At 74.6% G+C, this 24,767-nt stretch carries 21 protein-coding genes; 18 read left to right on the forward strand and 3 right to left on the reverse strand.

What is annotated here, in order from left to right; translation table 11 throughout:
* The first annotated feature begins 12 nt into the window (after positions 1-12).
* From AB0D48_RS29255 to AB0D48_RS29275, 5 genes are all read left to right on the forward strand, one after another.
* Positions 13-1,719, forward strand: a complete 1,707-nt coding sequence (locus AB0D48_RS29255) for a polyketide synthase (RefSeq protein WP_362403400.1) — start codon at positions 13-15, stop codon at positions 1,717-1,719.
* Complete coding sequence (locus tag AB0D48_RS29260; RefSeq protein ID WP_362403403.1) at positions 1,716-2,486, forward strand: 4'-phosphopantetheinyl transferase superfamily protein; 771 nt, start codon at positions 1,716-1,718, stop codon at positions 2,484-2,486. Before AB0D48_RS29255 ends, AB0D48_RS29260 begins: the two co-directional genes overlap by 4 nt.
* A 272-nt stretch (positions 2,487-2,758) precedes the next feature.
* Positions 2,759-3,580, forward strand: a complete 822-nt coding sequence (locus AB0D48_RS29265) for an AfsR/SARP family transcriptional regulator (RefSeq protein ID WP_362403406.1) — start codon at positions 2,759-2,761, stop codon at positions 3,578-3,580.
* Positions 3,581-3,624: 44 nt separating this feature from the next.
* Positions 3,625-4,386, forward strand: coding sequence for an alpha/beta fold hydrolase (locus tag AB0D48_RS29270; RefSeq protein ID WP_362403409.1), 762 nt, complete (start codon positions 3,625-3,627; stop codon positions 4,384-4,386).
* Positions 4,383-5,633 (forward strand): beta-ketoacyl-[acyl-carrier-protein] synthase family protein, encoded by a 1,251-nt coding sequence (locus tag AB0D48_RS29275; RefSeq protein ID WP_362403411.1) that lies wholly within the window; start codon positions 4,383-4,385, stop codon positions 5,631-5,633. The genes AB0D48_RS29270 and AB0D48_RS29275 overlap by 4 nt, the downstream gene beginning before the upstream one ends.
* Positions 5,634-5,672: 39 nt before the next feature.
* On the opposite strand, the gene AB0D48_RS29280 is transcribed toward AB0D48_RS29275, so the two are convergent.
* The 3 genes from AB0D48_RS29280 to AB0D48_RS29290 form a co-directional block, all read right to left on the reverse strand.
* A complete protein-coding gene (locus AB0D48_RS29280; RefSeq protein WP_362403414.1) occupies positions 5,673-6,797 on the reverse strand; it encodes a serine hydrolase domain-containing protein in 1,125 nt (374 codons plus the stop codon).
* 9 nt (positions 6,798-6,806) lie between these two features.
* Positions 6,807-7,475: a DUF4097 family beta strand repeat-containing protein gene (locus AB0D48_RS29285; RefSeq protein ID WP_362403417.1), complete on the reverse strand. Its 669-nt coding sequence runs from the start codon at positions 7,473-7,475 to the stop codon at positions 6,807-6,809.
* Positions 7,476-7,721: 246 nt separating this feature from the next.
* Positions 7,722-8,183: a nuclear transport factor 2 family protein gene (locus AB0D48_RS29290; protein WP_362403420.1), complete on the reverse strand. Its 462-nt coding sequence runs from the start codon at positions 8,181-8,183 to the stop codon at positions 7,722-7,724.
* Between the two features lie 106 nt (positions 8,184-8,289).
* On the opposite strand from AB0D48_RS29290, the gene AB0D48_RS29295 reads away from it, so the two are divergent.
* The 13 genes from AB0D48_RS29295 to metK all read left to right on the forward strand — a co-directional run.
* On the forward strand, positions 8,290-9,888 hold the full coding sequence (locus tag AB0D48_RS29295) for a class I adenylate-forming enzyme family protein (protein WP_362403423.1): 1,599 nt from the start codon (positions 8,290-8,292) through the stop codon (positions 9,886-9,888).
* 105 nt (positions 9,889-9,993) lie between these two features.
* The gene (locus tag AB0D48_RS29300) at positions 9,994-11,709 is read left to right on the forward strand and encodes an FAD-dependent oxidoreductase (RefSeq protein ID WP_362403427.1); all 1,716 of its coding nucleotides are present in this window, start codon (positions 9,994-9,996) and stop codon (positions 11,707-11,709) included.
* A complete protein-coding gene (locus AB0D48_RS29305) occupies positions 11,706-12,509 on the forward strand; it encodes an SDR family NAD(P)-dependent oxidoreductase (protein ID WP_362403430.1) in 804 nt (267 codons plus the stop codon). The genes AB0D48_RS29300 and AB0D48_RS29305 overlap by 4 nt, the downstream gene beginning before the upstream one ends.
* Entirely contained in the window at positions 12,509-13,480 is a 972-nt protein-coding gene (locus AB0D48_RS29310) for an aromatase/cyclase (RefSeq protein ID WP_362403433.1), read from the forward strand. The genes AB0D48_RS29305 and AB0D48_RS29310 overlap by 1 nt, the downstream gene beginning before the upstream one ends.
* 205 nt (positions 13,481-13,685) lie before the next feature.
* Positions 13,686-14,954: a beta-ketoacyl-[acyl-carrier-protein] synthase family protein gene (locus AB0D48_RS29315; protein ID WP_362403436.1), complete on the forward strand. Its 1,269-nt coding sequence runs from the start codon at positions 13,686-13,688 to the stop codon at positions 14,952-14,954.
* Entirely contained in the window at positions 14,951-16,213 is a 1,263-nt protein-coding gene (locus AB0D48_RS29320) for a ketosynthase chain-length factor (protein ID WP_362403439.1), read from the forward strand. The genes AB0D48_RS29315 and AB0D48_RS29320 overlap by 4 nt, the downstream gene beginning before the upstream one ends.
* Before the next feature lie 31 nt (positions 16,214-16,244).
* A complete protein-coding gene (locus AB0D48_RS29325; RefSeq protein ID WP_328930729.1) occupies positions 16,245-16,517 on the forward strand; it encodes an acyl carrier protein in 273 nt (90 codons plus the stop codon).
* A 16-nt stretch (positions 16,518-16,533) separates the two neighbouring features.
* Positions 16,534-17,823, forward strand: a complete 1,290-nt coding sequence (locus tag AB0D48_RS29330) for an FAD-dependent monooxygenase (protein ID WP_362403442.1) — start codon at positions 16,534-16,536, stop codon at positions 17,821-17,823.
* Between the two features lie 263 nt (positions 17,824-18,086).
* On the forward strand, positions 18,087-19,043 hold the full coding sequence (locus tag AB0D48_RS29335; RefSeq protein ID WP_362403445.1) for an aromatase/cyclase: 957 nt from the start codon (positions 18,087-18,089) through the stop codon (positions 19,041-19,043).
* 9 nt (positions 19,044-19,052) lie between these two features.
* A complete protein-coding gene (locus AB0D48_RS29340; protein ID WP_362403448.1) occupies positions 19,053-20,876 on the forward strand; it encodes an acyl-CoA dehydrogenase in 1,824 nt (607 codons plus the stop codon).
* Positions 20,873-21,688, forward strand: a complete 816-nt coding sequence (locus AB0D48_RS29345) for a 4'-phosphopantetheinyl transferase superfamily protein (protein WP_362403451.1) — start codon at positions 20,873-20,875, stop codon at positions 21,686-21,688. The genes AB0D48_RS29340 and AB0D48_RS29345 overlap by 4 nt, the downstream gene beginning before the upstream one ends.
* Positions 21,689-21,756: 68 nt before the next feature.
* Entirely contained in the window at positions 21,757-23,895 is a 2,139-nt protein-coding gene (locus AB0D48_RS29350; protein ID WP_362403454.1) for a condensation domain-containing protein, read from the forward strand.
* Between the two features lie 75 nt (positions 23,896-23,970).
* The coding region (gene metK, locus AB0D48_RS29355) for a methionine adenosyltransferase (RefSeq protein WP_362403457.1) at positions 23,971-24,767 on the forward strand (797 nt) is incomplete at its 3' end.

Below are 24,767 nucleotides of genomic sequence, written 5' to 3' on the forward strand. Positions count from 1 at the left end.
GGACGAGCCGGGATGGACGAGCGGGAGATCCTGACCCGTTTCAAGGACGGGACCCTGGACCGCAGACAGGCGGTGGCGCTGCTCACGCCCGGCGTGTCCGCCGGGCCCGTGGCCGCGCCCGCGGGCGGCGTGCTGGACGGGCCCGACGTGCCGGCCGCACCGGTCGTCCAAGACGTGCCCGCACTGCCCTCGGCGCCGTCCGTACCGGCCGCGCGGGAGCCGGCCGCGGCGCAGGCCCCGGTGGCCGTCGTCGGGATGGCCGGCCGCTTTCCGCAGGCCCCGGATCTCGCGGCGTACTGGCGGCTGCTGTGCACCGGTCGCGGCGCGGCCGCCGCGCCGCCGCCCGGCCGGCCCGGTACCGAGCCCGGCCACTACCTGGAGCGGGTCGCGGACTTCGACGCCGAGTTCTTCGGGCTCGACCCGGGGGAGGCCGCGCTGACCGACCCGCGCGCCCGCCTGCTGCTGGAGACGGCCTGGGAGGCGTTCGAGGACGCCGGATGCACCGGCGCCCGGCTCGACGCGCTGCGGGCTCCCGACGGCACCCCGCGCGGTGTGGGGGTGTTCGTCGGCGCGGGAGCGGGCGACTGGCCGTTGCTCGCCGCCGAGGCGGGCGTGGAACCGGGCGGCGGGCACTGGGACATGGCCAACAGCGTGTCCCGGGTGCTCGGCCTGACCGGCCCCAGCCAGTGCGTGGACACCGCCGAGGCCTCCGTACCGACGGCGCTGCACCTCGCGCTCGCGGCCCTGGAACGCGGCGAGTGCGCGGCCGCCCTGGTCGGCGGCGTCCACCTGCTGCTGCACCGGTGGAGCCTGCGTCCAGGGGCGGGCGAAGCGGTGGGGGCTCTGCTGCTGAAGCCGCTGGAGCGGGCCCTCGCGGACGGCGACACCGTCCACGCCGTCGTGCGCGGCAGCGTGGCCGCGCACGCGGAGTCCGGGGTGCTCGGTGCGGCCCTGGAGCGGGCCGCGGTCGCCGAGGAGGACCTCGGCCTGCGCGAGACGGCGGCCTGCGCGCAGCCGTCGGTGGGCAGCGGCGGACCGGCCACCGGACTGGCGCTGCTCCTGCGCGCCGTCCTCCAGCTCCGCCACGGCGTCCTGGTCCCCGCCCCGGGCCGCGCCGTCGCCGGGCCCTGGACGCACCCCGCGCCGTCGGAGCCCCGCCGCGCGGTCGCGGGCCTGCGCGGTGCGGGAGGGGTCGACGCCCAGGTGGTCCTGGAGGAGTACCCGCCGACGGCGCCGCGGCACGACGGCGCCGTGCGCGCGGCCGGACGCGCGGAGCTGGTGGTGCTGTCGGGTCCGACACCACGCCATGTGACGGCCACCGCACAGCGGTTGGCGCAGTGGCTGCGGGCCGGGTGCGAGGTGCCGGGCCTGGGGGCCGTGGCACGCGGTCTGCGGACCGGGCGCGCGGCCATGGACTGCCGGTTCGCCGTCGTCGTGCACGGCGTGGAGGAACTGGTGCGGGTGCTGGAGGACCCGTCGTGCGCGGACCTGCGCGGCGGCCAACGCGATCCGATGTGCCTCGGCGAGGCCGCCGAGACCGCCGCCTACCTCACCGCCCTGTGGCACGGCGGCAGGCTGGGGCAGGTGCGCGACCTGTGGCTGTCCGGGGTGGACGTGGACTGGGCAGCGCTGGAGGCCGCACCCGGCGCGGGGGCCGTCTCGGTCCCCGTCCCGCCGTCCGCGCTGCTGCCCACCGCCCTGTGGCTGCCGGCGCGGTGAGCGTCAGCCTCTGGGTCTGCCCCGAGGCGGACCTCGCCCCGGGACTCGCCGCCACCCTCGCCGGGCACTGGCTCGACGTCCACGAGCAGGAGACCGCCACCCGCTTCCTCTTCGAACGGGACCGGCGCCGGTACCTCGTGGCGCACACGCTCCTGCGCCGGGTACTGGCCCTGGAGACCGGAATCCCCGAGGCCGAGGCCGACCTGCGGCGCACCGCCCACGGCCGGCCGTTCCTGCGGCCCCCGGCGGAGGGACTGCCGCGCGGCGGCGGCGCGCTGGACTTCAGCCTGTCCCGCACCCACACCCACGCCCTCGTCGGCGTGGCCCGCGGTCACCGCATCGGCGTGGACGTCGAGCACACGGGCCGCGGCGCGGCGGCCCTGGAGAGCATCGTCGAGGGGTTCGCGCCGACGGAGCGGGACTGGATCGCCCGGGTGCCCGCCGGGCGTTCGCGCACCCGCCGCGCGCTGCGGCTGTGGACGCTCAAGCAGGCGTACGCGAAAGCGCGCGGCCTCGGCCCGGGGCCGGCCCAGGAGGCCTACACCTTCACGCGGGCGGACGAATGCGGCCCGCCGTCCCTCACCGTGGCCGGGGACGGCCGGCCGGACCGCTGGCGCTTCCTGGAGTTCGAGCCGGCGGCGGAGACGGTCGCCGCGGTCGCGGTCGAGACCGGCACGCCGCCGGGCGCGGCGGGGCCGCCCGCAGCGCACCTGCGCAGCGGGTTCCCCTGGGGGCGCTCCACGCCCCGCGTGCTCGCCCTGACCTGAAACACCCCCTGCTTCTCAGCCGGTCCTCGACTTCCCCTGAAAATTCGAGGAGATATCAAGTGCCGGTCGAATCACAGGTGATAACCGGAAATGCGGGGCAACCCTTCTGAATTAGGGATTCCGCCAGGGCGGACCTGGCCCGGAATCAAATGAGTTGGAAGGCCGCTCGACGGCCGCTCAAGGTTTTGGCGGCTATTCCCTGGGCCCCGCTACCGTGCACGAGTCGAAGGCTGGAAATCGATGGGAACTCGACGTTAGTGACGGAGGAGACCATGAAGATTCAGGTTCTGGGTCCGTTGAGTGCCGAGGTCAACGGGGGCTCGATTGTTCCGACCGCCAGGAAGCCGCGCCAGATCCTGGCGCTGCTCGCGCTCTACCCTGGCCGGGTCATGCCCGTACCGACGCTTATGGAAGAAATATGGGGGACGCAGCTTCCGCACAGCGCGCTGACCACCCTCCAGACGTACATACTGCAACTTCGCCGGCGGCTCGGCACGGCCATGGGACCGGGGGCCCCGGGAAATGCCAAAGAACTGCTGGCCACCCGGCACGGGGGCTACCTTCTGCAAATGCCGCCGGAGTCCGTCGACGTCCACGAATACGAGCAGCTGGTCGCGAGCGGCCAGAGCGCCTTCGACAAGGGGGACGACGAGACCGCGGCCGTGCTGCTGCGCAGGGCCCTCGGCCTGTGGCAGGGGCACGCGCTGGTCGACGTACGGGTGGGGCCGATCCTGGAGATCGAGGTCATGCGTCTGGAAGAGAGCCGGCTCGTGACCACCGAGCGGCGCATCGACGTGGACCTGCGGCTGGGCCGGCACACCGAACTCCTGGCCGAACTGAAGGAGATGATCGCCCGCCACCCGCAGCACGAGGGACTGCACTCGCAGGCGATGGTGGCGTTCTACCGCTCGGGCCGCCAGGCCACCGCCCTCGACATCTACCGCAGGCTCCGGGCCCGGCTCATCGAGGAGCTCGGGGTCGAGCCCTCGCCGCAGCTGCAGCGGCTGCACCATGCGATGCTCGCCGTCGACCCGGCTCTGGACGTGGCCGCCGGACCGCGCCGCGGCTCGACCTTCAACCTGTACGCGGCGTAAGTCCCGACAGGCGGACGACGGACCGGATTTCGACTCAGAGGGGCATGGGGATGGGCGTACGGGTGCTGTGCTTCGCGCACGCGGGGGCCGGGGTCTCGGCCTTCCACCGCTGGCCGCGGCTGGTCGGGCCGGGGGTGGAGACGAAGGCGTGGCTGCTGCCCGGGCGGGACGGGCGGCGCGCCGAGGCACGGGTGACCGACCGGGACGCCCTCCTGGCGGACCTGGCCCCGCTGGTGGAGTCGGCCGTACGGGCGGGGGAGCCGTACGTGCTGTACGGGCACAGCCTCGGCGGCATGGTCGCCTACACCCTCGCCCGGCACCTGCACGCGCGCGGGCTGCCGCTGCCCGCCCTGCTGGCCATCGGGGCCCTGCCCCCGCCCGACGCGCCCGCCGCGCTCGCGACCTGTGCGGACCTGCCCGACGCCGAACTGCTCCAGGTCCTGGACACGCTCGACGCGGTGCCGGCCGGAACCGCCCCCGGCGACCTGTGGCACCGCTCCGTCTTCCCCGTCCTGCGCGATGACCTCAGGCTCGCCGGAGCGCTGCGCGCAGCCGCCCGGGAACCCGCGGCCGAGGGCCCGCTCCCGGTTCCGGTGCTGGCCGTCGCGGGACGCGAGGACACGCTGGGCACGCCGCAGGCGCTGGCGGGGTGGGCGCGCTGGACCACGGGCCCGTTCGTCCACCGCACCGTCCCGGGCGGGCACTTCTTCGTACGCGACAAGGCCCTGCCCCGGCTGATCGGGCGGGCCGCGCGTGTCGTGGAGCGGGCGACGGCGCCCGCGCCGGCCGTGGCGCCGGGCCGGTGAGGCGGGCCGTCGTCACCGGCCTGGGCGTGGTCGCGCCGGGCGGGGTCGGTGTGCGGGGCTACTGGGACATGCTCACCTCCGGGCGGACCGCCACCCGCGCCCTGACCCGCTTCGACGCCTCCGGGTTCCGCTCCCGGGTCGCCGCCGAGGCCGAGTTCGACGAGCTGGCCTGCGGGCTCAGCCTGGCCGAGGCCCTGCGGCTCGACCGCGGCGCCCAGTTCGCGGTGGCCGGGGCCCGGGAGGCACTGGCGGACAGCGGGCTGGCCGGTGTCCTCGACCCGCTGCGCTGCGGGGTCACCCTGGGCAGCGCGCTCGGCTGCGCGAGCTCCCTCGACCGCGAGTTCGCGGCCGCCGCGAGCCGCGGCGGCACCTGCGCGGCGCAGCCCGTACGGGTCGCGGAGCGGCTGTACGACTACTTCGTGCCCTCGTCCATGGCCGCCGAGGTGGCCCGTACCGTCGGCGCCCAGGGCCCGGTGTCCCTGTTGTCCAGCGGCTGCACCTCCGGGCTGGACGCGATCGGGCACGCGGTCGACCTGATCCGCGAGGGCAGCGCCGACGTGATGGTCACCGGGGCGAGCGAGGCTCCGCTCTCGCCGATGACGCTGGCCTCCTTCGACGCCGTCCGCATCGCCTCGCACCAGCGCAACGAGGATCCGGCGGGCGCCGCGCGGCCCTTCGACCGCACGCGTGACGGGTTCGTCCTGGGCGAGGGCGCGGCCGTCCTCGTGGTGGAGGAGCTCGCACACGCGCGGCGCCGCGGAGCCCACGTGTACGCGGAGATCGCCGGGTTCGGCTCGCGCAGCAGCGCCTACCACATGACCGGGCTGCGCGCCGACGGAGCCGATCTCGCCGAGGCCGTCCGCGCCGCGCTGGACGAGGCGCGCCTGGACCCCGGGGCGGTCGGCCATGTGGCCGCGCACGGTTCGGGCACCCGCAGCGGCGACGTCCACGAGACGGTGGCACTCAAGCGGGCCCTGGGCGCGCACGCGCACCACGTGCCGGTCAGCGCCGTCGCCTCCATGATCGGCTACTCGCTGGGGGCGCTCGGAGCCCTCGCCGTGGCCGCCTGCCTGCTGGCCGTCGAGCACGGCGTGGTCCCGCCCACCGCGAACCTGCACGAGCCCGACCCGGCCTGCGACCTCGACTACACGCCGCTCACCGCGCGCGAGCAGCGCGTCCGGACCGCCCTCACCGTGGGCAGCGGATTCGGCGGCACGCACAGCGCGCTGGTGGTGACCCGCGTCTGACGGCGCGGCGGGGCCTCGCCGGTCTCCCTGCCGACCCTCTCAGTCGGCCGGCCCCGCCTGCCCGCCGCCGAACACCGTCGTGATGAGCTTGTTCAACGCCCTGGGGAACTCCTGGGCCGGGTCGATCGCGGCGTCCCCCGTGGTCAGCCCGGCGGTCAGGGTCTTACTGCCGTCGGGCGTGCTGATCATCAGCGCCCCGTAGCCTCCGGGGGCGCCGCCGTTGTGGTGGAGGACGGCGGCGCCGTCCGGGCCCGCGTCCTGTACCCACAGCCCCAGGCCGAGGCCGAACTTCCCGTGCGGCCTGCGCATCTCGGCCAGCAGCGGGGCCGGCAGGAGCTCGCCGCCCAGCAGCGAGGAGATGAACGTGTGGAGATCCCGGGTGGACGAGATCATGTCACCGGCGCCGGTCAGCAGGGAGAGGTTCTGGCGGGTGACGTCGGCGACCTTCCATTCGCCGGCGTCCTGGTAGCGGTAGTACCCGTGGGCGTGCGGCCCGGGGATCTCCGGCGAGGTGCCCGGCACCACGGTGTCCCGCAGCCCCAGCGGCCCCAGGATCCGCCGCTGCATCTCCTCGGCGTACGAGCGGCCGGTGACCTTCTCGATCAGCAGTGCGGCCAGCGTGAAGTTGGTGTTGGAGTAGCTCTGGTCCGTTCCCGGCTCGAACCGCGCCGGCCTGGACAGCGCCAGCCGTACCAGCTCCTCGGGCCGATAGCTGCGGAACCGGTTGTCCACCCACTCCTTGCCCGTGGCGCAGATCCCCGGCACGACCGTCCCGTCGTCGTAGTGCTCGCCGGTGTAGTTGAACAATCCGCTGGTGTGCTGCAGCAGCATCCGCACGGTGATCCGCCGGTCCAGTCCGAGCTCGGGCAGGGAGCCGGCCACCGGGTCGTCCAGCCCGATCGCGTCGTCGGCCACCAGGTGCAACACCAGGGCCGCGGTGAAGGTCTTGGTCGTGCTGCCCACCCAGAACCGCCCGTCCGTCGGCGGCTTCGCGGCCTCGCCCAGCTTGCGCACCCCGGCGCTGCCGGCCCACTCGCCCCGCTCGTCGTGCACGCGCATCTGCATCCCGGCGAAACCGGAATCGACGAACTCCTGGACGGCCTCCTGCAGTTCCGGGCGATCCTGCCCGATGGTGTTCTCGACGGTGTGGAGGGATTCGTTCATGTTCATTCCTCAGAGGCTGCGGGCGGCGATGTTGCCGTAGGCGGTGGTCGCGTGGATGTTCAGGCCGGCGGTGCCTCCGGTGTTCTGGAGCGTGTTGTGGATCCGGCCGTAGTCGGTGCCCGCGTCCAGGGAGGCGGAGACTCCGTGGGCGGCGCCGACCGACACGTCGCCGGCCTGGGTGCGCAGCGTGAGCGTGCCGCGCACGGCCTCGGCGATCCGGATGTCGCCCTTGTGGGTGCTGATCTCCGCGGGGCCGCCCAGGCGGCCGACCGAGACGTCACCGGCGAGGAGGGTGAGGCGGGCACTGGCGGCCTCGTCGACCTTGACCGCGCCCTGCGCGCCCTCGAAGGCGATGTCGCCGAGCCGTCCGACGCCCCGGAACTCGGCGCTGGCGGCCTTCGCCTCGATGCGGGAACCGGCGGGCAGCCGGACCGTGACCTCGATGGCCCCCGAGTTGCCGAGGAGGCGGTTCTTCGCCGCGGGGGCCTCGATCCGCAGGACGCCGTCGCGGTATGCGACCTCGATCTGCTCCGCCGCCTTCACGTCGCGGCTCTTGGAGGCGTCGGCGGGCCGGACATCGACCGTGGTGTCGGCCCGGTCGGCGGCGATGAGCTGGATGCGTCCCGCCGGGATGTCGAGGACGGCGGAGATCGGGGCGGCGGTGTCGAACTTCTGCATGGTGCTTTCCTTCGGCTCGTTGTTTCCGATGACGGAAAAGCTACGTTGCATTCGAAGGTCCGGCAACAAGCGCGTTGCGCGAAATCGGCATTAATGCAGGTCAAGTCCTGAAAATCGTTGCAATGGTTTGGGATTTAATGCAACAAAGGCCTCTTGTTCGTTGCAATGAACTGTGAGTGAACGCTAGATGTGGAGCTGCCGCGCCCCGAGGTGCCCAGGCGCCCGGGAAGGGGGGCCCTGGGCCTCTTACGGCAGATCGTCGCGGGAGACCACGCGGTGGGCGGTGCGCCAGTGGCCGCGGCAGCGCACCAGCGTGTCCTCCATGACGCACACCCGGTGCACCGTGGGCTCCCCCTCGGGCGGGGTCAGGTAGACCAGCGCGTAGGCGCGGGTGTGCACCGTGCCGTCGGGCTCCGGCCGTACGTCGAGCATGCCCAGCCAGTGCCGCAGCCGCTCACCGGTCCGCCGCGCCGCCTCCTCGTTGTGCCGCACGCACGCGGCCAGCCCGGCCCGCCCGCGCACCGGGCGGGGCAGCGTGGGCACGTCGAAGACGGCCTCCTCGGTGAACGTGCCGGCCCACGGCTCGGCCAGGAACGAGTCGAAGAGCTGCATCTGGTGCGCGTAGAACTGCTGGACCTCGGCGTACAGCACACCGAACTCGGGTTGTTCGCGGGTGGACCGGTCCGTCGCTCCGGTGGATGGGGTCATGGTGTACAGCCTCTGCACGGCACATCGAGCTCTCTTCGAACCCTCCTCAAGCGCCCGGACGGACAGTGGGGACACGTCCGGTCAGTCCGATCAGGAGGAGCGTGCCGTGCCGGGATTCACGTACCCTCAGCTTCCGCTGGACGGCCTGCTGCGCCGCGCCGCCGAGCGCGACCCGGACGGCTGCGCCGTGCGCACCGCCGCCGGTGCGGCCACCTTCGCGGAACTCGACGCCCTCACCGACCGGTTCGCCGCGTGCGTCGCGCACCTCGCCGACGGCCCCGGAGCCCGGATCGGCGTGGCCAACGTCCTCGGCCTGGAGTTCCCCGCCGCGTACTACGGAGCCGTCCGCGGCGGCGGCACGGCCGTGCTGGTCAACCCGCTGATCAGGGAGGCGGGGCTGGTCCACGTCTTCACGGCCGCCGCGGTCGAGATCGCCTTCGTGCCGTCGGCGACCGCCGAAGTCCTCGCGAAGCTGCGCGACCGGCTGCCGGCGCTGCGCGTGGTCGTGGTGACCGACGCGGACGACGGCGTGGTGCCCGGGGACTGCGTCCCGCTCGCGGTGGCCCTCGCCGTCCCGCCGGGTGCGGCTCCCGCCGGGCCCGCCGGGCGCCACGACCTCGACGCCGACGCCTGCGTGCAGTTCACGACCGGCACCACCGGGCGGCCCCGCGGGGTCCGGCTCACCCACCGCAACCTGGTCGCCAACGCCGCGCAGACGGCCGCCGCCCACCACCTGGACAGCCGCTCCGTCACCCTCAACCACCTGCCGCTCTACCACACCATGCACCTGAACTCGGCCGTGTTCGCGGGCGCCTGCCAGGTCCTGTGCGCCGACCCGGACCCGCTGGCCCCGCTCGCCCTGGCCGCCCGCAGCGGCGCCACGCACTACTACGGGCTGCCCGCCCGGCTGCAGCGGCTGGCCGGGATGCTCGCGGGCCCCGGCCCGCTCCCCGAGGGCGTCCCCGCCGGGCCCGCGCTGACGGCGGTCCTCTCCGGCGGCACCGCCCTCGCCCCCGCCACGGCCCACGCGCTCTCCTCCCGGCTCGGCGTGCCCGTCGTCCAGGGCTACGGCATGGCCGAACTCTCGCCGCTCTCGCACTGCCAGAGCCCCGGCGGCGGCGGGCACCGCGGCTCGGTCGGCCGGACCGTGCCCGGGACCGAATGCCGCGTCGTGCATCTGGAAACCCGCCGCCCGCTGGACGTGTACGCCACCGGCGAGGTCCAGGTACGCGGGCCCCAGCTGATGGCCGGCTACCTGGACGGACCGGGAGGGCCCGGGACCGGCACCGAAGGCTGGTTCTCCACCGGTGACGTCGGCTACCTCAACGAGGACGGCGAGCTGTACCTGGTGGACCGGCTCGGTGACGTCTTCAAGTACGACAACGAACTCGTCTCGCCCACCACCGTCGAGAGCGTGCTCGCCGAGGACCCGCGGGTGGCCGACTGCGTGGTCGTCGGCTGGCCCGACCCCGTACACGGGGCAGTCACCTGGGCCGGGATCGTCCTGCGCGACCCCACCGCGCCCGGCCTGCTCGACACCCTCGACTCGATCGTGGACGGAGCCAACCGGCGCCTGGCCCGCTTCGAGCGGATCCGCCGCGTCGAGGTCGTCGACGCCGTGCCCCGCACTCCCGTGGGCAAGCCCGAACGGCGTGCGCTGCGCCAGGCCCTGCGAAGCCGCGCGGCCGCCGAAGCCGCCGCCTGACCCGTGCACGCGACCGCGTGCACGCGCCCCCCTGCACGCGACCGCCTGTATCCGACGTCCTGCATCCGACCCCCTGCACCCGACCCCCGGAAGAGAGCGACCACCATGGTGACCTTCGTCGGACGGCCGACGGTGCCCGACCCGGCAACGGTGCTCGTCGTGGGGGCGGGCCCCGTCGGGCTGACCGCAGCCCACGAACTGGCCCGCCGCGGAGTGCGCGTACGCCTCGTCGACGCGGCGCCCGGACCCGCCCGCACCAGCCGCGCGGTCGCGGTCCACCCGCGCACCCTGGAGACCTTCGACCAGATGGGCGTGGCCGGACCGGTCCTCGCGAGCGGGCGGCACAACAAGGCGTTCACGATGTACGCCGGCGGACGGCGCCTGGTGCGGCTGGAGGCCGACTACTCCACGATGCCCACCCGCTTCCCCTTCACCGTCGTCATCGAGCAGACACGCACCGAGGAACTGCTGCGCGAGGCCTGCGGCCGGCTCGGCGTCACGGTCGAATGGGACGTGCGGCTGACCGGCTTCAGCCAGGACGCGGACGGCGTACGGGCCCGCCTGGAGCACGGCGACGGCCACGCGGAGGAGTACCGAGCGGCCTGGCTGGCCGGCTGCGACGGCGGCCACAGCACCGTGCGCAAAGAGCTCGGGCTGCCACTGATCGGAGAGTCCAGCGAGACGTGGGAGCTGGCGGACGCGCAGGTGTCCATGGACCTGCCGCCCGACACCATCTACTGGGTGCACACGGGCGGTCAGGCCCTGATGATGGTGCCCTACCAGCGCGAGGGCCACTGGCGGCTGCTCGACACCGCCCCCGTCGCCCGCCCCGGCACCGCCGGCCCCGCCCAGGCCCGCGAGAGCGCCGCCCGCTTCGCGGAGCGGCTCAGCGCGGGACTGGGCCGCGAGGTGCGGGTCGGTGAACCGGAGTGGAGTTCCGTCTTCACCTTCCAGCAGCGCATGGTGCCCGCCATGCACGAGGGCCGGGTCTTCGTGGCGGGCGACGCGGCGCACGTGCACAGCCCCGCCTCCGGCCAGGGAATGAACACCGGCATCCAGGAGGCGTACAACCTCGCCTGGAAGCTCGCCATGGTCGCGCGCGGCCAGGCGGGGCGGCCGCTGCTCGCCACGTACGGACAGGAGCGGGTGCCCGTCGGCCGCAGGCTGCTCGGCTCCACCCGGCAGGCCACCTTCCTGGTGCAGCTCAAGAACGCGCTGGCCGGGGTGATGCTGCCGGCCGTCTTCTCCGTCGTACGGGGCGCCCCGCCGCTGCGCCGCGCCCTCCAGCGCAAGGTGCTCGGCGGCATGTCCGGCCTCCTGCTGGACTACCCGGACTCCCCGCTGACCACCACGGACGGCGGGCTGCGGGCGCCGGCCGGTTCCCGCGCAGCCGCGGTCGCGGCCGCCCTGCCCGCAGGCCCTGCCGCGACCGCGCTGCACGCCGAACTCCGCGACCCCCGCTGGACGCTGCTGTACGCGCCCGACGGCGACGGGGCGAGCCTGACCGCCGAGGGCGCCGCCGCCGCGGCCGGGGACTGGCTCTCGGTCCGGGCCGTCGGCGCCCGCCGGGGGGCCGCGCCGGCGCCGCTGCCCGATCCGGGCGGACTGCTCCGCGACGCGCTGGGCCTCGCCTCCGGCGGCTGGGTACTCATCCGCCCCGACGGCTATCTGGCGGCGAGCGGCTCCGAGCTGACCCGGCAGCGCCTGACGCGGGCCCTGGACGTGCTCGGGCCGGTGCTTCTCCAGCGCTCCTCCGTCGGCTCCCCAGCGCCTGCCGACACGGTCGAGGCAACCACCCGAGTCCTGGAGGGACGACGATGACGGCGACGACTGAACAGACGGTGCCCGCCACTTCCGTGGCACTGGTCACGGGCGCGACCAGCGGGATCGGCCTGGCCGTGGCCCGGGACCTGGGCAGGCGCGGCCACAAGGTGTTCATCTGCGCCCGCACCGAAACGGCCGTCAAGCAGGCCGTCGAGGACCTGCGCGAGGAGGGCCTGGAGGTCGAGGGCAAGGCCGCCGACGTCCGCAACAAGGAGGACGTCGTCGCCCTGGTCGCGGCGGCCGTCGAGACCTTCGGCCCCCTCGGCATCCTGGTCAACAACGCCGGGCGCAGCGGCGGCGGCCGGACCGCCGAACTCTCCGACGAGCTGTGGCACGAGGTCATCGACACCAACCTCAACAGCGTGTTCCTGGTGACCCGCGAGGTGCTGCGCAACGGCGGGATCGGCAAGGGCCCGTACGGCCGCATCATCAACATCGCCTCCACCGCGGGGAAGCAGGGCGTGGTGCTCGCCGCGCCCTACACGGCCTCCAAGCACGCCGTCGTCGGCTTCACCAAGTCGCTCGGCAAGGAGCTGGCGACGACCGGGACCACCGTCAACGCGGTCTGCCCGGGGTACGTCGAGACGCCGATGGCCGCCCGGGTGCGCGCCGCCTACGCCAACGTGTGGGACAAGTCCGAGGACGAGGTACTGGAGGAGTTCGAGGCGAAGATCCCGCTGGGCCGCTACTCGACCCCGGAGGAGGTCGCCGGTCTCGTCGGCTACCTGACCACGCCGTTCGCGGCCTCGATCACGGCCCAGGCGCTGAACGTCTGCGGCGGTCTGGGGAACTTCTGATGACGTCCCCGGCCCCGGAGACCGGGCGCATCCACCGCACCGTCCACACGACCGAGGTCGCCGCCCCCGCGGGCGTCGTCTACGGGCTGATCGCGGACGCGGCCAAGTGGCCGCTGTACTTCCCGCCCAACGTCCACGTGGAGCGGCTTGCCTTCGACGGCGTCCACGAGCACCTGGCGGTGTGGGCCACGGCCAACGGCGAGGCGAGGTCGTGGACCTCGCGCCGCCGCCTCGACGCGGCCGCCCGGCGGATCGAGTTCCGCCAGGAGGTCCCCGCGGCCCCGCTGTCGGCGATGACCGGCACGTGGATCGTGGAGCCGCTGGGCGCCGCGCGCTCGGAGCTGACCCTGCTGCACGAGTTCTCGGTGGCCGGAGACCGGGCCGAGGACGTGGCCTGGGTGAACCGGGCCACCGACACCAACAGCCGGGCCGAGCTGGGCAACCTCGCCCGCCTCGGGGAGCGCTGGGGGCAGCTGGACGCCCTGGTGATGTCCTTCGAGGACACCGTGCGCATCGCCGCGCCTCCGCAGGCGGTCTACGCCTTCCTGGAGCGCGTCGGCGACTGGCCGCGGCTGCTGCCGCACGTCTCGCGGCTCGAGGTGACCGAGCGGGGGCCGGTGCAGGTGATGTCGATGGACACCCTGACCGCGGACGGGTCCGCGCACACCACCGAATCGGTACGGGTCTGCTTCCCCGACAGCGGCCGCATCGTCTACAAGCAGACGCGCACCCCGGCCCTGATGGAGGCCCACACCGGCTCGTGGACGGTGACGGGGGACGAGCACGGGACCACCGCCACCTCGCAGCACCGGGTGGTCGTGCGCGAGGAGGCCATCGCCCGCGTGCTGGGGGAGGGCGCCGACCTGCGCTCGGCCCGCGACTACATCCGTACGGCGCTGGGGCGCAACAGCACCGCCACGCTCACCTACGCCAAGCGGCACGCGGAGAGCCTCGCGGCCCCGCCGCGCTGACGGCCCGCCGACGGGGCGCCGGGTGTCCGGCCGACGGGTCCGATCGACTGGTCCGATCGAGGGTCCGATCGAGGGTCCGATCGACGGGTCCGGCCGGAGGCCGGTGCGGAGGCCCGTGCGGAGGCCGGTCGCTCCAGTCGTCCTCCAGCGCGGTCGTCGAGGCTCGGGGGGAGCGTCAGCGGAAACTATTCGTGGGGGCAGGGCGATGAGACGTGTGGTCATCACCGGCATCGGGGTCGTCGCGCCCGGGAAGCCCGGTACCAAGGAGTTCTGGTCCCTGCTGACCTCCGGACGCACAGCCACCCGCGCCATCACGCTCCTCGATCCCGCGCCGTACCGTTCCCGGGTCGCCGCCGAGGCGGACTTCGACCCGCTGGAGCAGGGGCTCGGCCCCCAGGAGGCCGAACGCCTGGACCGCGCCGCGCAGTTCGCCGTCGTCAGCGCCCGCGAGGCGCTGGCCGACAGCGGGCTGGCGGGATCCTTCGACCCCACCCGGTGCGGGGTCACCCTGGGCAGCGCGCTCGGCTGCACCACCGCCCTGGAACGCGAGTACGCCGTCATCAGCGACCGGGGCGGACGCTGGCTGGTGGATCACGGCCGGGCCGCCCGGCACCTCTACGACTACTTCGTGCCGTCCTCGATGGCGGCCGAGGTCGCCCGCACGGCCGGGGCCCAGGGGCCGGTCTCCCTGGTGTCCACCGGCTGCACCTCCGGCCTGGACGCGATCGGGCACGCCGTCGACCTGGTCCGCGAGGGCAGCGCCGACGTGATGGTCACGGGCGCCGGCGAGGCGCCGATCTCGCCCATCAGCCTGGCTTGCTTCGACGCGATCAAGGCGACCACCCCGCGCAACGACGACCCGGCCGGTGCCTCGCGACCCTTCGACCGCACCCGCAACGGATTCGTGCTCGGCGAGGGCGCGGCCGTCCTGGTCATCGAGGAGTTCGAATACGCCCGGCGGCGCGGCGCGCACGTCTACGCCGAGATCGCGGGCTTCGCCTCGCGCAGCAACGCCTACCACATGACCGGCCTGCGGGCCGACGGAGCGGAGATGGCCGAGGCCATCCGCGCCGCACTCGACGAGGCGCGCCTGGACCCCGGCGCGGTCGACTACGTCAACGCGCACGGTTCGGGTACCAAGCAGAACGACCGGCACGAGACCGAGGCGTTCAAGCGGAGCCTGGGTGCCCGCGCCCACGAGGTGCCCGTCAGCTCGATCAAGTCGATGATCGGCCACTCCCTCGGCGCCGTCGGCGCCCTGGAGGTGGCGGCCTGCGCGCTCACCATCGAACACGGCGTGGTGCCGCCGACCGCCAACCTGCGCGAGCCCGACCCCGCCTGCGACCTCGACTACACCCCGCTCACGGCCCGCGAACAGCGCACGGACACCGCCCTGACGGTCGGCAGCGGTTTCGGCGGCTTCCAGAGCGCCATGGTCCTCACCCGTCCGAGCCTGAAGGCAGCCGCCGCATGAACGCCGTCGCAGACACCACAGACACCACAGACACCGCAGCCTCGGCGGACGGCACGACCACAGCCGTCTTCACCGGGATCGGGGTGGCGGCCCCGGGAGGACTCGGCACCGAGACCTGGTGGGCCGCCGTGCTCCGCGGTGAGAGCGGCATCGGGCCCGTCACCCGCTTCGACGCGTCCCCCTACCCGGCCCGGCTGGCCGGGGAGGTGCCCGGCTTCGTCGACGAGGACCACGTCTCCAGCCGCCTGCTGCCGCAGACCGACCGGGTGACGCGGCTGTCGCTGGCCGCCGCCCAGGAGGCCCTGGACGACGCGGGCGCCGACGTCAACGAACTGCCCGCGTACGGGGCGGGCGTGGTCACCGCGAACTCCTCCGGCGGATTCGAATTCGGCCACCGCGAACTGCAGGCCCTGTGGAGCCAGGGCCCGCAGCACGTCAGCGCGTACCAGTCCTTCGCCTGGTTCTACGCCGTCAACAGCGGCCAGATATCCATCAAGCACGGGCTGCGCGGCGCCTCGGGCGTCGTCGTCTCCGAACAGGCCGGCGGTCTCGACGCGGTGGCCCACGCCCGGCGCCAGCTCCGCAAGGGCGCCCGGCTCGTGGTGACCGGCGGCCTGGACTCGGCCCTCTGCCCCTGGGGCTGGGCCGCGCACCTCGCCGGCGGCTCCATGACCACCGTCGAGGACCCGGCCAGGGCCTACCTGCCGTTCGCCGAGGACGCCTCGGGCCATGTGGTCGGGGAGGGCGGAGCCCTGCTCGTCCTGGAGGACGCGCGGAGCGCGGAGCGCCGCGGGGCCCGCGTGTACGGGAGCCTGGCCGGGCACGCGGCCACCTTCGACGCCTCGCCACAGCGGCCGCGGCTGGCCGACGCCGCGCGCCTGGCGCTCGCCGACGCCGGACTGGAACCGGCCGACGTCGACCTCGTGTTCGCGGACGCCGCCGGGGAGCGGGCCGCCGACCGGGCCGAGGCCGCGGCCATCGCCGCCGTGTTCGGACCGTACGGGGTGCCGGTCACCGCGCCCAAGAGCATGGCCGGGCGGCTGTCCGCGGGCGGCGCCGCACTCGACCTGGCGGCTGCCCTGCTCGCCCTGCGCGACCAGGTGATCCCGCCGACCACCGGCACCGTGCGGCCCGCCGCCGACTGCCCCCTTGACCTGGTGACCGGCACGCCGCGCACGGGCGTGGCGCTGCGCACCGTGCTGGTGCTGGCGCGGGGCCGGGGCGGCTTCAACGCGGGGGCCGTCGTCCGGGCCGCCTGACACCACCACCGACACAGAGGGAGACACGTCCATGGGACAGGAGCAGATCGAACTGGCGGACCTGGTCAGGCTGGTGCGCGAGTGCGCGGGCCAGGCCGAGGGGACCGACCTCGACGGCGACATCCTGGACTGCGATTTCGGGGACCTCGGCTACGATTCGCTGGCCCTGCTGGAGATCACCGGCCGGGTCGAGCGCGACTACGCCGTCATGCTCGACGAGGAGGAGCTCGACGAGGCCTACACCCCGCGCCGCTACCTCGACATGGTCAACCGGGCGCTGTCCGCCTCCCGGGCCGCGGTCTGACGTGGACGCGCGGGCCGTGCAGGACACGGACGTACGAGCCGTGCGGGGCACGGCCGTACGCGAGACCGACGTGTGCGTGGTCGGCGCGGGCCCCGCGGGCCTCGCCCTGACCCTGATGCTGCTGCGTTCGGGCGTGCGCACCACGCTGGTCGAACGGGCCACCTCCTTCCGCCGTGGCTTCCACGGCGAGATCCTGCAGCCCGGAGGGCAGCGCGTCCTCGACGACCTCGGGGTGCTGGCACCGGCCCGGCGCCGCGGCTCGCGCGTCCTGGACGGGTTCCAGGTCGTGCAGGGCGAGCGGCTGCTGCTCGACATCGACTACCGGCGCCTGGCCGCCCCGTACGACCACCTGCTGGCCCTGCCGCAGCCCTTCCTGCTCGGCGAACTCCTCGACGCCTGCCGCCCGCTGCCCGGGTTCACCTACCTGGAAGGCCACCGACTCGCGTCCCTCGCCGAGAAGCGCCCCGGCGCCCCGGTCACCGGGGTGGTCACGCGCGGACCCGACCACGCCGCGACCGAGGTCCGCGCCCGCGTGGTCGTCGGCGCCGACGGGCGGTACTCCAAGACCCGCGCGCTCGCCGGCATCGCCTCCGGGCGTTCGGAGGCCTTCGCCCAGGACGCGGTGTGGTTCTCGCTGCACGCGCCCGGGCGGCAGACGGGCAGGGTCAGGGTGCACCGGGCCGGCGGCAGCCTCGTGCTCGTCCACGAGTCCCACCCCGACCGGCTGCGGGTGGGCTGGACCCTCCCGCACGGCGGCTGGCGGGACGTCGTATCGGGGGGCATGACCGACGTACGCCGGGAACTCACCCGGGCGCTGCCGCAGTTCGCCGACCTGGTGCACGAACAATTGTCCTCGCCGGCGCAGCTGACCCTGCTCGACGTCTTCGCCTCGCACGCCGAGGACTGGGTCCGCGACGGTCTGGTCCTGCTCGGGGACGCCGCGCACACGCACGGGCCCATCGGCGGGCAGGGCGTCAACCTGGCGCTGCAGGACGCCGCCGCCCTGCACCCCGTCCTCGTCGACGCGCTGGACGCCGGCCAGGTCACCCGGGAGCGGCTCGCCCCCTACCAGCGGCGGCGCTCGCCCGTCGCGCAGGCGGTGCACCGGATGCAGCGGGTCCAGGCCCGCGCGATGTTCGGCCGGGGCGACGGCCCGCTCGCGGACTTCGCGCGCACCCGCGCGGCCGCCGCGGTCAGCCGTACCCCGGTCGGTGCCCGGATCGCCCGCAGGGTCGCCCACGGCACCGATCCGCTCGGGGTCCGGACCGACCTGTTCACCGCCCGCGCGGCAGCCGCGATCGTCTGAGGCCTGTCCCGTAATCCCCGGCGGGCGCACCACGCCGGCTACAACACCTCGCCGCGTTGTCGGAACGCCCGAATACGCCCATGACGCCGTGCGCTGACCCGCCGGGGATTACGGGGACAGCCCTTGGGCCGGCGCTTGCGGCCCGGCGAGATCCGAAGGGACGGCCCGGCCCCGCGGTCCCTGACCCGTCCTCAAGCGGACTTCCAGCCCGCTTCCGGCGGCCTCGGGCACATTCGTGAGTCCAGGGCGAGAGAGGCGGGCCGATGTCAGGTGAGCGAGTGCACCACAAGACGTACACGGTGGACGTGGCCGCACCCGCGGGCGTGGTGTACGGGCTGATCGCCGACACCACCCAGTGGCCGCTGATCGTGCCGCCCAGCGTGCACGTGGAGCGGCTCGACTTCGACGGGACCGAGGACCGGTTCCAGATGTGGGTCACCGCCAACGGCCAGGTGAAGTCCTGGTTCTCGCGCCGTGCCATGGACCCGGTGGGTCGGCGCGTCGACTTCCGGCAGGAGACCCCGGCGGCCCCGGCGCTCGCCATGGGCGGGCGCTGGAGCGTGGACGAGCTCGGCGCCACGTGGTGCCGGCTCACCCTCGACCACGACTTCACGGTGGCCGGGGACCGGCCCGACGACGCGGCCTGGGTGGCGCGCGCCACCGACACCAACAGCAGGGCCGAACTCGACCGGATCAAGGCGACCGCCGAGAACTGGGCGTGCCTGGACGACCTCCTCCTCACCTTCGAGGACCGGATCAAGGTCAAGGCGCCGCCGGAGCTCGTCTACGCCTTCCTCTACGCGGTTGACGACTGGCCGGCCCTCCTCCCGCACGTCAGCCGGGTCGACCTGACCGAGGACGTGCCCGGCATCCAGCTGCTGAGCATGGACACCCTCACGGGCGACGGCTCGCGGCACACCACGGAGTCCGTCCGGATCTGCTTCCCGCACGCCTACCGGATCGTCTACAAGCAGACCGCCACCCCGCGCCTGCTCGCCGCGCACACCGGGGAGTGGTCGCTGTTCCCCGACGAGACCGGTGTCACCGCCGTCTCCCGGCACAGCGTCCTGCTGTGCGAGGAGGCGATCGCCGAGGTGCTCGGCCCGGACGCCGACGTCGCCCAGGCCCGCACCCACGTACGCGAGGCGCTCGGCCGCAACAGCACCGCCACCCTCGGCCGCGCCGCCCACCACGCGGAATCCGCTGTCCGTACCCTCTGAGACGGGGAGTTGAGCACCACGATGACGATCTCCCTGGAACCACGCCTTCCCACGGCCGTCCCGGACGCGCCCCACATGCCCGACGCGGTGGATGCCGCCGCTCGCGCCGCGCGCCTGGAAAGCCTCCTCGGGGACCCGCACGATCCCGCCAATCCGCACGGCATAGCCGCCCTCGCCGCCGCCGACGCCCGGCGGGAGCCGCCCGCCGCCACCGAGGAACTCCTCGCCGCGGCCGGGCTCGGTGCCGAGTTCGTGCCCGCCGGCTCGGGCGGCCGGCTGACCCGCGCCGACCTGCTCGCGCAGGTGCTGCGCCCCGTCTTCCGCCGCGACGTCGCCCTCGGCTACGGCTACGGCATCACCTCGCTGTTCGCCACGGCCGCCGTATGGGCGGCGGGCACCCCCGGGCAGCGGGCCGTGGCCGCCGCGCCGCTGCTGGCCGGCGGCCGGGCCTCGATCGTCCACCACGAGATCGCCCACGCCAACGGCATCCTGCGCGACGAGTTCACCGCCGGGCCGGAGCCTCAGGACGGGCCGGGAGCCGCGGCCGGACGGCCCGGCGGCGACTACCGGCTCAGCGGCCGCAAGGACGTCATCATGAACGCCGCCCGGTCCGGCGCGTACGTGGTCTACGCCCGGACCGCGCCCGCCCGCGGCCCGCGCAGCCACTCGGTCTTCCTGCTCGACGCCGACGTACTCGCGGCCGCGCGCGCCTCCGGACAGCTCGCCCACCTGCCCCGCGTGCCCACGCCCGGCATGCGCGGCGGCCTCTTCTCCGGCCTGGAATTCCGCGAGTGCCTGCTGCCCCGCCACACCCTGGTCGGACGCGAGGGCGAGGGCGTGGCGCTGGCCCTGCGCACCTTCCAGGTCAACCGGTGCCTGATCCCGGCCGTCGCCGTCGCCGCGGCGGACACCGTCCTGCACTCCGCCGTGCGGGCCGTCACCGCGGGCCGCACCGCCCCGGTCGCGCGCCGCTGGCACAAGCCGCTCGCCGGGGTCTTCGCCGACCTACTGGCCGCCGACAGCATGGCGACCGTGTCGTTGCGCGCCCTGAGCCTGCTGCCGGAACACGTCAACGTGCTGGCAGCGGCGGTCAAGTACGTCGTTCCGGACATGCTCCGCGAGAACCTGGAGGAACTCGCCGGAGTGCTCGGCGGCCACGGCTACGCGCACGGCGACGCGCAGTACGGCGCCCTCGACAAACTGGTCCGCGACCTCCCGGTGGCCGGCCTCGGGCACGCCGGTACGGCGGCCTGCCAGGCCGTGATCGTCCCGCAGCTGCGTTCCCTGGCCGCCCGTTCCTGGTTCAGCCTGCCCGAACCGCCGTCCGGCCTGTTCCGCGGCGGACCGCACCTGCCCGACCTGGACTACCGGCTGCTCGGCATCGCCGGGGGCGACGACTACCTCACCGCCTCCCTGGTCGGCGCGGCCGACCGGCTCTCCGCGACCCGCCGGGTCGGCGGGCAGATGGCCGCGCTCAGCGACCTCGCCGACGGGTTCGTCAACGAACTGCGCGGGCTGCGCGCGGACTGCGTGGCGCTGCCCGCCGAACGGGCCGCGCTGGCCGGCCCCGGGGTGGCCGTGCTCACCGACCGCTACGCGCTGATCCTGGCGGCCGCCTCGGTCCTCGGCGTCTGGGAGGCGCAGGACGGCACGGACGCCTTCCTCGCCGACCCCGCCTGGGCCGTGCTCGCACTGACGCGGATCGGCAGCCGCCTCGGCATCGCCGTACCCGACCTGCCCGAGGGCTGCCTCGCGCAGGTGCTCGACGAGCTGATCCGCCGGCACCGCACCGGTCGCAGCTGCGACCTCCAGGGCACGGAGCTCACCCGATGAACCCCGCGGACGCGCCGCCCCTCCACGTCACCGGCCCCGACGGGCCCTGGGAAGCGGTCTCCGCGGGACTGGAACGGCGCGGCAGCGTCGTGGTGTACGCGACGTGGGGGGAGTGGCTGACCGCGGCACTCGCCGACACCTCGCTGCGCCCGCTGCTGGGCCGCGACTGGCAGCGCTACCGGCGTACCCCGGACGCGGCGGTCCGCTACCGCTTCGTCACCTCGCGCATGGTCGTCAAGTACACGGCGGCGGCCGCTCTGCGGACCGATCCGGCCGCGCTGGACCTGTCGTACCGGATCGGCGGACGCCCGTACATCCGCGGCATGAGCCAGATCGACGTCAGCCTCAGCCACACCGAGGACCTCATCGCCGTCGGTATCAGCCGGACCGGACGGATCGGCGTGGACGTGGAACCGGCCGGCCGGCGGATGTCCTTCGAGCTGCTGCGGGACCGCGTGTGCATCCCCGCCGAGGCCGCCGAGCTCGACCGGATGCCCCCGGAGCGGCAGGCCGCCGAGATGCTCCGCCTCTGGACCCTCAAGGAGGCCTACACCAAGGCCCTGGGACAAGGGCTGAGGCTGGGGTTCACGGAGTTCGGCTTCGGCCTGGCCGACGGCGGACTGCTGGGGCCCGACGGCAGTCCGGCCGGGGGCGGTGCGTGGTCGTTCGCCACGCACCGGGTGCTGAGGCGGTACCTGCTCAGCACGGCCTGTCACGACACCGGACTGGACGCCGCGCGGGACACCGCGGCCGGAACGATGCTCGACGAGGGGTTCATGGGAGCGGTGGAGGCGGCACTGGAGGCCCGCTGACCCGGCCGGACGACTCGTGACACCAGCCATCGACGTCAAGACACACTGGAGCAGGAGGGAGGAATCCGATGAGCGCGGCCATGGCGGTCGTCCTCGTGCCCGGCCTGCCGCCCTCGCTGGAGCTGCACGGGCCGCTGGAGGCGGCGCACCTGGAGGCGGCACTCGCCCACCTCCCGGCCTGCGAGCCCACCCTGGAACGACACTCGGACACCCATCACACGCTCACCGTGGCGCCCCATCCGTTCCCCGTCGGGCTGCTGTCCGACCTGCTCACCGAGGCGCCCGCGCGCCCGCGGCCACGCTCCCGGGCCCGTTCCACCGGCCCGGCCGCAACCCGCCCCCGGGCCGCCGGTTCGGGCCGCGGCCCGCGCCCGCTGCCCGTACCCGCGTCCCCGCTCCAACGGGACCTGCTCCTCGACACGCTGGTGCGGCCCGGCGCCGGACTCCACGTCGAGCAGCTGCTGGCGCGCTGGTACGGGCCGTTGGACCTGCCGCGGTTCACCGCGGCCTGGCGCACGCTCTACGACGCTGACGCGGCCCTGCGCACCGCGCTGGCCGACTCCGCGGGGACACCGCCGTCGATGGTCGTCCACCCGCGGGTGGACCCGCGGATCGAGCACCACGGCGCCGGCGGCGCCGACTGGCACGCCCTCGTCCTGCGCGAGCGGCTGCGCGAGTTCGACCTGCGCGACCCGGGCCAGCTGCGCATCGTGCTGCTGGACGAGGCCGCACCGCCCGGGCGGGCGCGCCCGGGCGGGCCCACCCGCATCCTGTTCACCTACCACCGCGCCTTCCTCGACGAGCGCAGCGTGCGCGGCCTGCTGCGTGCCTTCCTGCGCGCCTACCTCGCCGACGGCCGGCCGCTGGGCGGCGAGCGCCGCCCCGACGTCCGCGACCACGCGCACTGGCTGGCCCGCCAGGACACCTCGGCCGCCCGGGAGTTCTGGTCGCGGGCCGCCCCGCCGCCGGACGCCGTCACCCTGCCCGCCCTGCGGTCCGACGGTCCGGGCAGCGGGGCCGGCGTACCGGAGGAAGGGCCCGGCCACGGGCGTACCCGGGCGCGGCTCACCCCGCTGGAGGCGGCGCGGCTGCGGGCCTGGGCGGCCGTGCAGGGGGCGACCGAGTCGACCGCCCTGCACGCGGTGTGGGCGCTGCTGCTGTACCGGGCCGCCGCGCGCGCAGAGCTTCCCGACCCGGTGTCCGTGGCGTTCTCGGTGGCCGTCTCGGGCCGCGGCATCACCCTCGCCGGCGCCGAGCTGCTCTCCGGCGCACTGGGCAACTCCCTTCCGCTGGACGTACGGTTGCGGGCCCACATGCCGGTGGCGCTGCTGCTGGACACGCTGAGCGGCCACGCGCTGGACCGCGCGGCGTACGAGTGGGTGTCCGCCGGGCAGATCGAGGACTGGACCGGCCGCCGCGGCACGCAGGCCGCGCCCTTCGAGTCCCTCGTCGTCTTCGAACCGCGGAGCGCCGCCGCCCACACCGGCTGGGGCACCTCCGGTACGGGACCCGGGCGCGACGCCGTCGTGGACGAACTCGCCGAGGCGGGCGTACAGCTGGACCCGCCGGAGGTGCTCGCGGCGCACACCGCCGTGCCGTTCACCCTGTTCGCCCACCACGACACCGCGGGCGGACTGGTCCTGACCTCGGTCCACGACCGCGCCACGTTCCAGGACGCCGACGCGGCCGGCCTCCTCTCGCAGGCGGCCCTGCTGCTGCGCACCCTTCCCGACGGCCGGGGCGCCCTGGACGTGTCCGGGGCGCTGGAGCTGCTCGACGGCATCCCCGTACCGCGGGCGCGGCCCCGTCCGGCCGCCGCGGCGCGCGTCCTGCGCGCGGCCGCCCGTCCCGGTGCGGGCACGATCTGCCTGCTGCCGGCGCCGGGTTCGCCGCCCGGCTGTTACGACGGGCTCCCCGAGTTCTACGGCGGCCCGCAGGCGCTGGTCACCCTGCCCACCGGGGACGACCCGGCCCTGTACCTGCAGGCCCTGCGGCCCGCGCTCGCCCGCGGGGAGCCGGTGTGGCTCGGCGGGGCCTCCGGCGCGGGCGACGCCGCCTGGCGGGCCGCCGAGCGGATCGCCGCGCACGGCTGGCAACCGCCGCTGGTCGCCGTCGCCGGCGCCGCGGACGGCGGGACCGGCCTGCTGCGGGCGCTGGCCCGTGCGCTGACGGCGGCGGCGCGCGGCCCGCGGCTGGGCACCGTATGACGTCCCCGCCGACCGCTGCCTCTTCCGTCTCCTCCGCCCCGTCCGTCCCCTCTGTCCCAACCCACCAGGAGTGACATGTCCCGCCGTCTGTTCACCTCGGAATCCGTGACCGAGGGCCACCCCGACAAGATCGCCGACCAGATCAGCGACACGATCCTCGACGCGCTCCTCACCGAGGACCCGGCCTCGCGCGTGGCCGTGGAGACCCTCATCACCACGGGTCTCGTGCACATCGCGGGCGAGGTGACGACGAAGGCGTACGCGCCGATCGCGCAGCTCGTACGCGACAAGATCCTGGAGATCGGCTACGACTCCTCGGCCAAGGGCTTCGACGGCGCCTCCTGCGGCGTGTCCGTCTCGATCGGCGCGCAGTCCCCGGACATCGCGCAGGGCGTCGACACCGCCTACGAGAAGCGGGTCGAGGGCGACGAGGACGAGCTCGACAAGCAGGGCGCCGGCGACCAGGGCCTGATGTTCGGCTACGCCACCGACGAGACCCCGGAACTGATGCCGCTGCCGATCCACCTGGCGCACCGGCTCTCGCGCCAGCTGTCCGAGGTCCGCAAGAACGGCACGCTCCCGTACCTGCGCCCGGACGGCAAGACGCAGGTCACCATCGAGTACGACGGCGCCACGGCGGTGCGCCTGGACACCGTGGTCGTCTCCTCGCAGCACGCCTCCGACATCGACCTGGAGGGGCTGCTGACCCCCGACATCCAGGAGCACGTGGTCGAGTACGTGCTGGCCCAGCTCGCGCAGGACGGCATCAAGCTGGAGACCGAGGGCTACCGGCTGCTGGTGAACCCGACCGGCCGCTTCGAGATCGGCGGCCCGATGGGCGACGCCGGCCTGACCGGCCGCAAGATCATCAT

Origin of the sequence: Streptomyces sp. NPDC048269, assembly GCF_040652395.1 — a bacterium.
In the GTDB taxonomy this organism is placed as follows: domain Bacteria; phylum Actinomycetota; class Actinomycetes; order Streptomycetales; family Streptomycetaceae; genus Streptomyces.

Coding starts and splice junctions, on each gene's coding strand:
- AB0D48_RS29290 (WP_362403420.1), bottom strand. CDS start 8,183: ATGACCCCATCCACCGGAGCGACGGACCGGTCCACCCGCGAACAACCC.
- AB0D48_RS29285 (WP_362403417.1), bottom strand. CDS start 7,475: ATGCAGAAGTTCGACACCGCCGCCCCGATCTCCGCCGTCCTCGACATC.
- AB0D48_RS29280 (WP_362403414.1), bottom strand. CDS start 6,797: ATGAACGAATCCCTCCACACCGTCGAGAACACCATCGGGCAGGATCGC.
- AB0D48_RS29255 (WP_362403400.1), top strand. CDS start 13: ATGGACGAGCGGGAGATCCTGACCCGTTTCAAGGACGGGACCCTGGAC.
- AB0D48_RS29305 (WP_362403430.1), top strand. CDS start 11,706: ATGACGGCGACGACTGAACAGACGGTGCCCGCCACTTCCGTGGCACTG.
- AB0D48_RS29300 (WP_362403427.1), top strand. CDS start 9,994: ATGGTGACCTTCGTCGGACGGCCGACGGTGCCCGACCCGGCAACGGTG.
- AB0D48_RS29310 (WP_362403433.1), top strand. CDS start 12,509: ATGACGTCCCCGGCCCCGGAGACCGGGCGCATCCACCGCACCGTCCAC.
- AB0D48_RS29315 (WP_362403436.1), top strand. CDS start 13,686: ATGAGACGTGTGGTCATCACCGGCATCGGGGTCGTCGCGCCCGGGAAG.
- AB0D48_RS29335 (WP_362403445.1), top strand. CDS start 18,087: ATGTCAGGTGAGCGAGTGCACCACAAGACGTACACGGTGGACGTGGCC.
- AB0D48_RS29345 (WP_362403451.1), top strand. CDS start 20,873: ATGAACCCCGCGGACGCGCCGCCCCTCCACGTCACCGGCCCCGACGGG.
- AB0D48_RS29320 (WP_362403439.1), top strand. CDS start 14,951: ATGAACGCCGTCGCAGACACCACAGACACCACAGACACCGCAGCCTCG.
- AB0D48_RS29270 (WP_362403409.1), top strand. CDS start 3,625: ATGGGGATGGGCGTACGGGTGCTGTGCTTCGCGCACGCGGGGGCCGGG.
- AB0D48_RS29265 (WP_362403406.1), top strand. CDS start 2,759: ATGAAGATTCAGGTTCTGGGTCCGTTGAGTGCCGAGGTCAACGGGGGC.
- AB0D48_RS29350 (WP_362403454.1), top strand. CDS start 21,757: ATGAGCGCGGCCATGGCGGTCGTCCTCGTGCCCGGCCTGCCGCCCTCG.
- AB0D48_RS29325 (WP_328930729.1), top strand. CDS start 16,245: ATGGGACAGGAGCAGATCGAACTGGCGGACCTGGTCAGGCTGGTGCGC.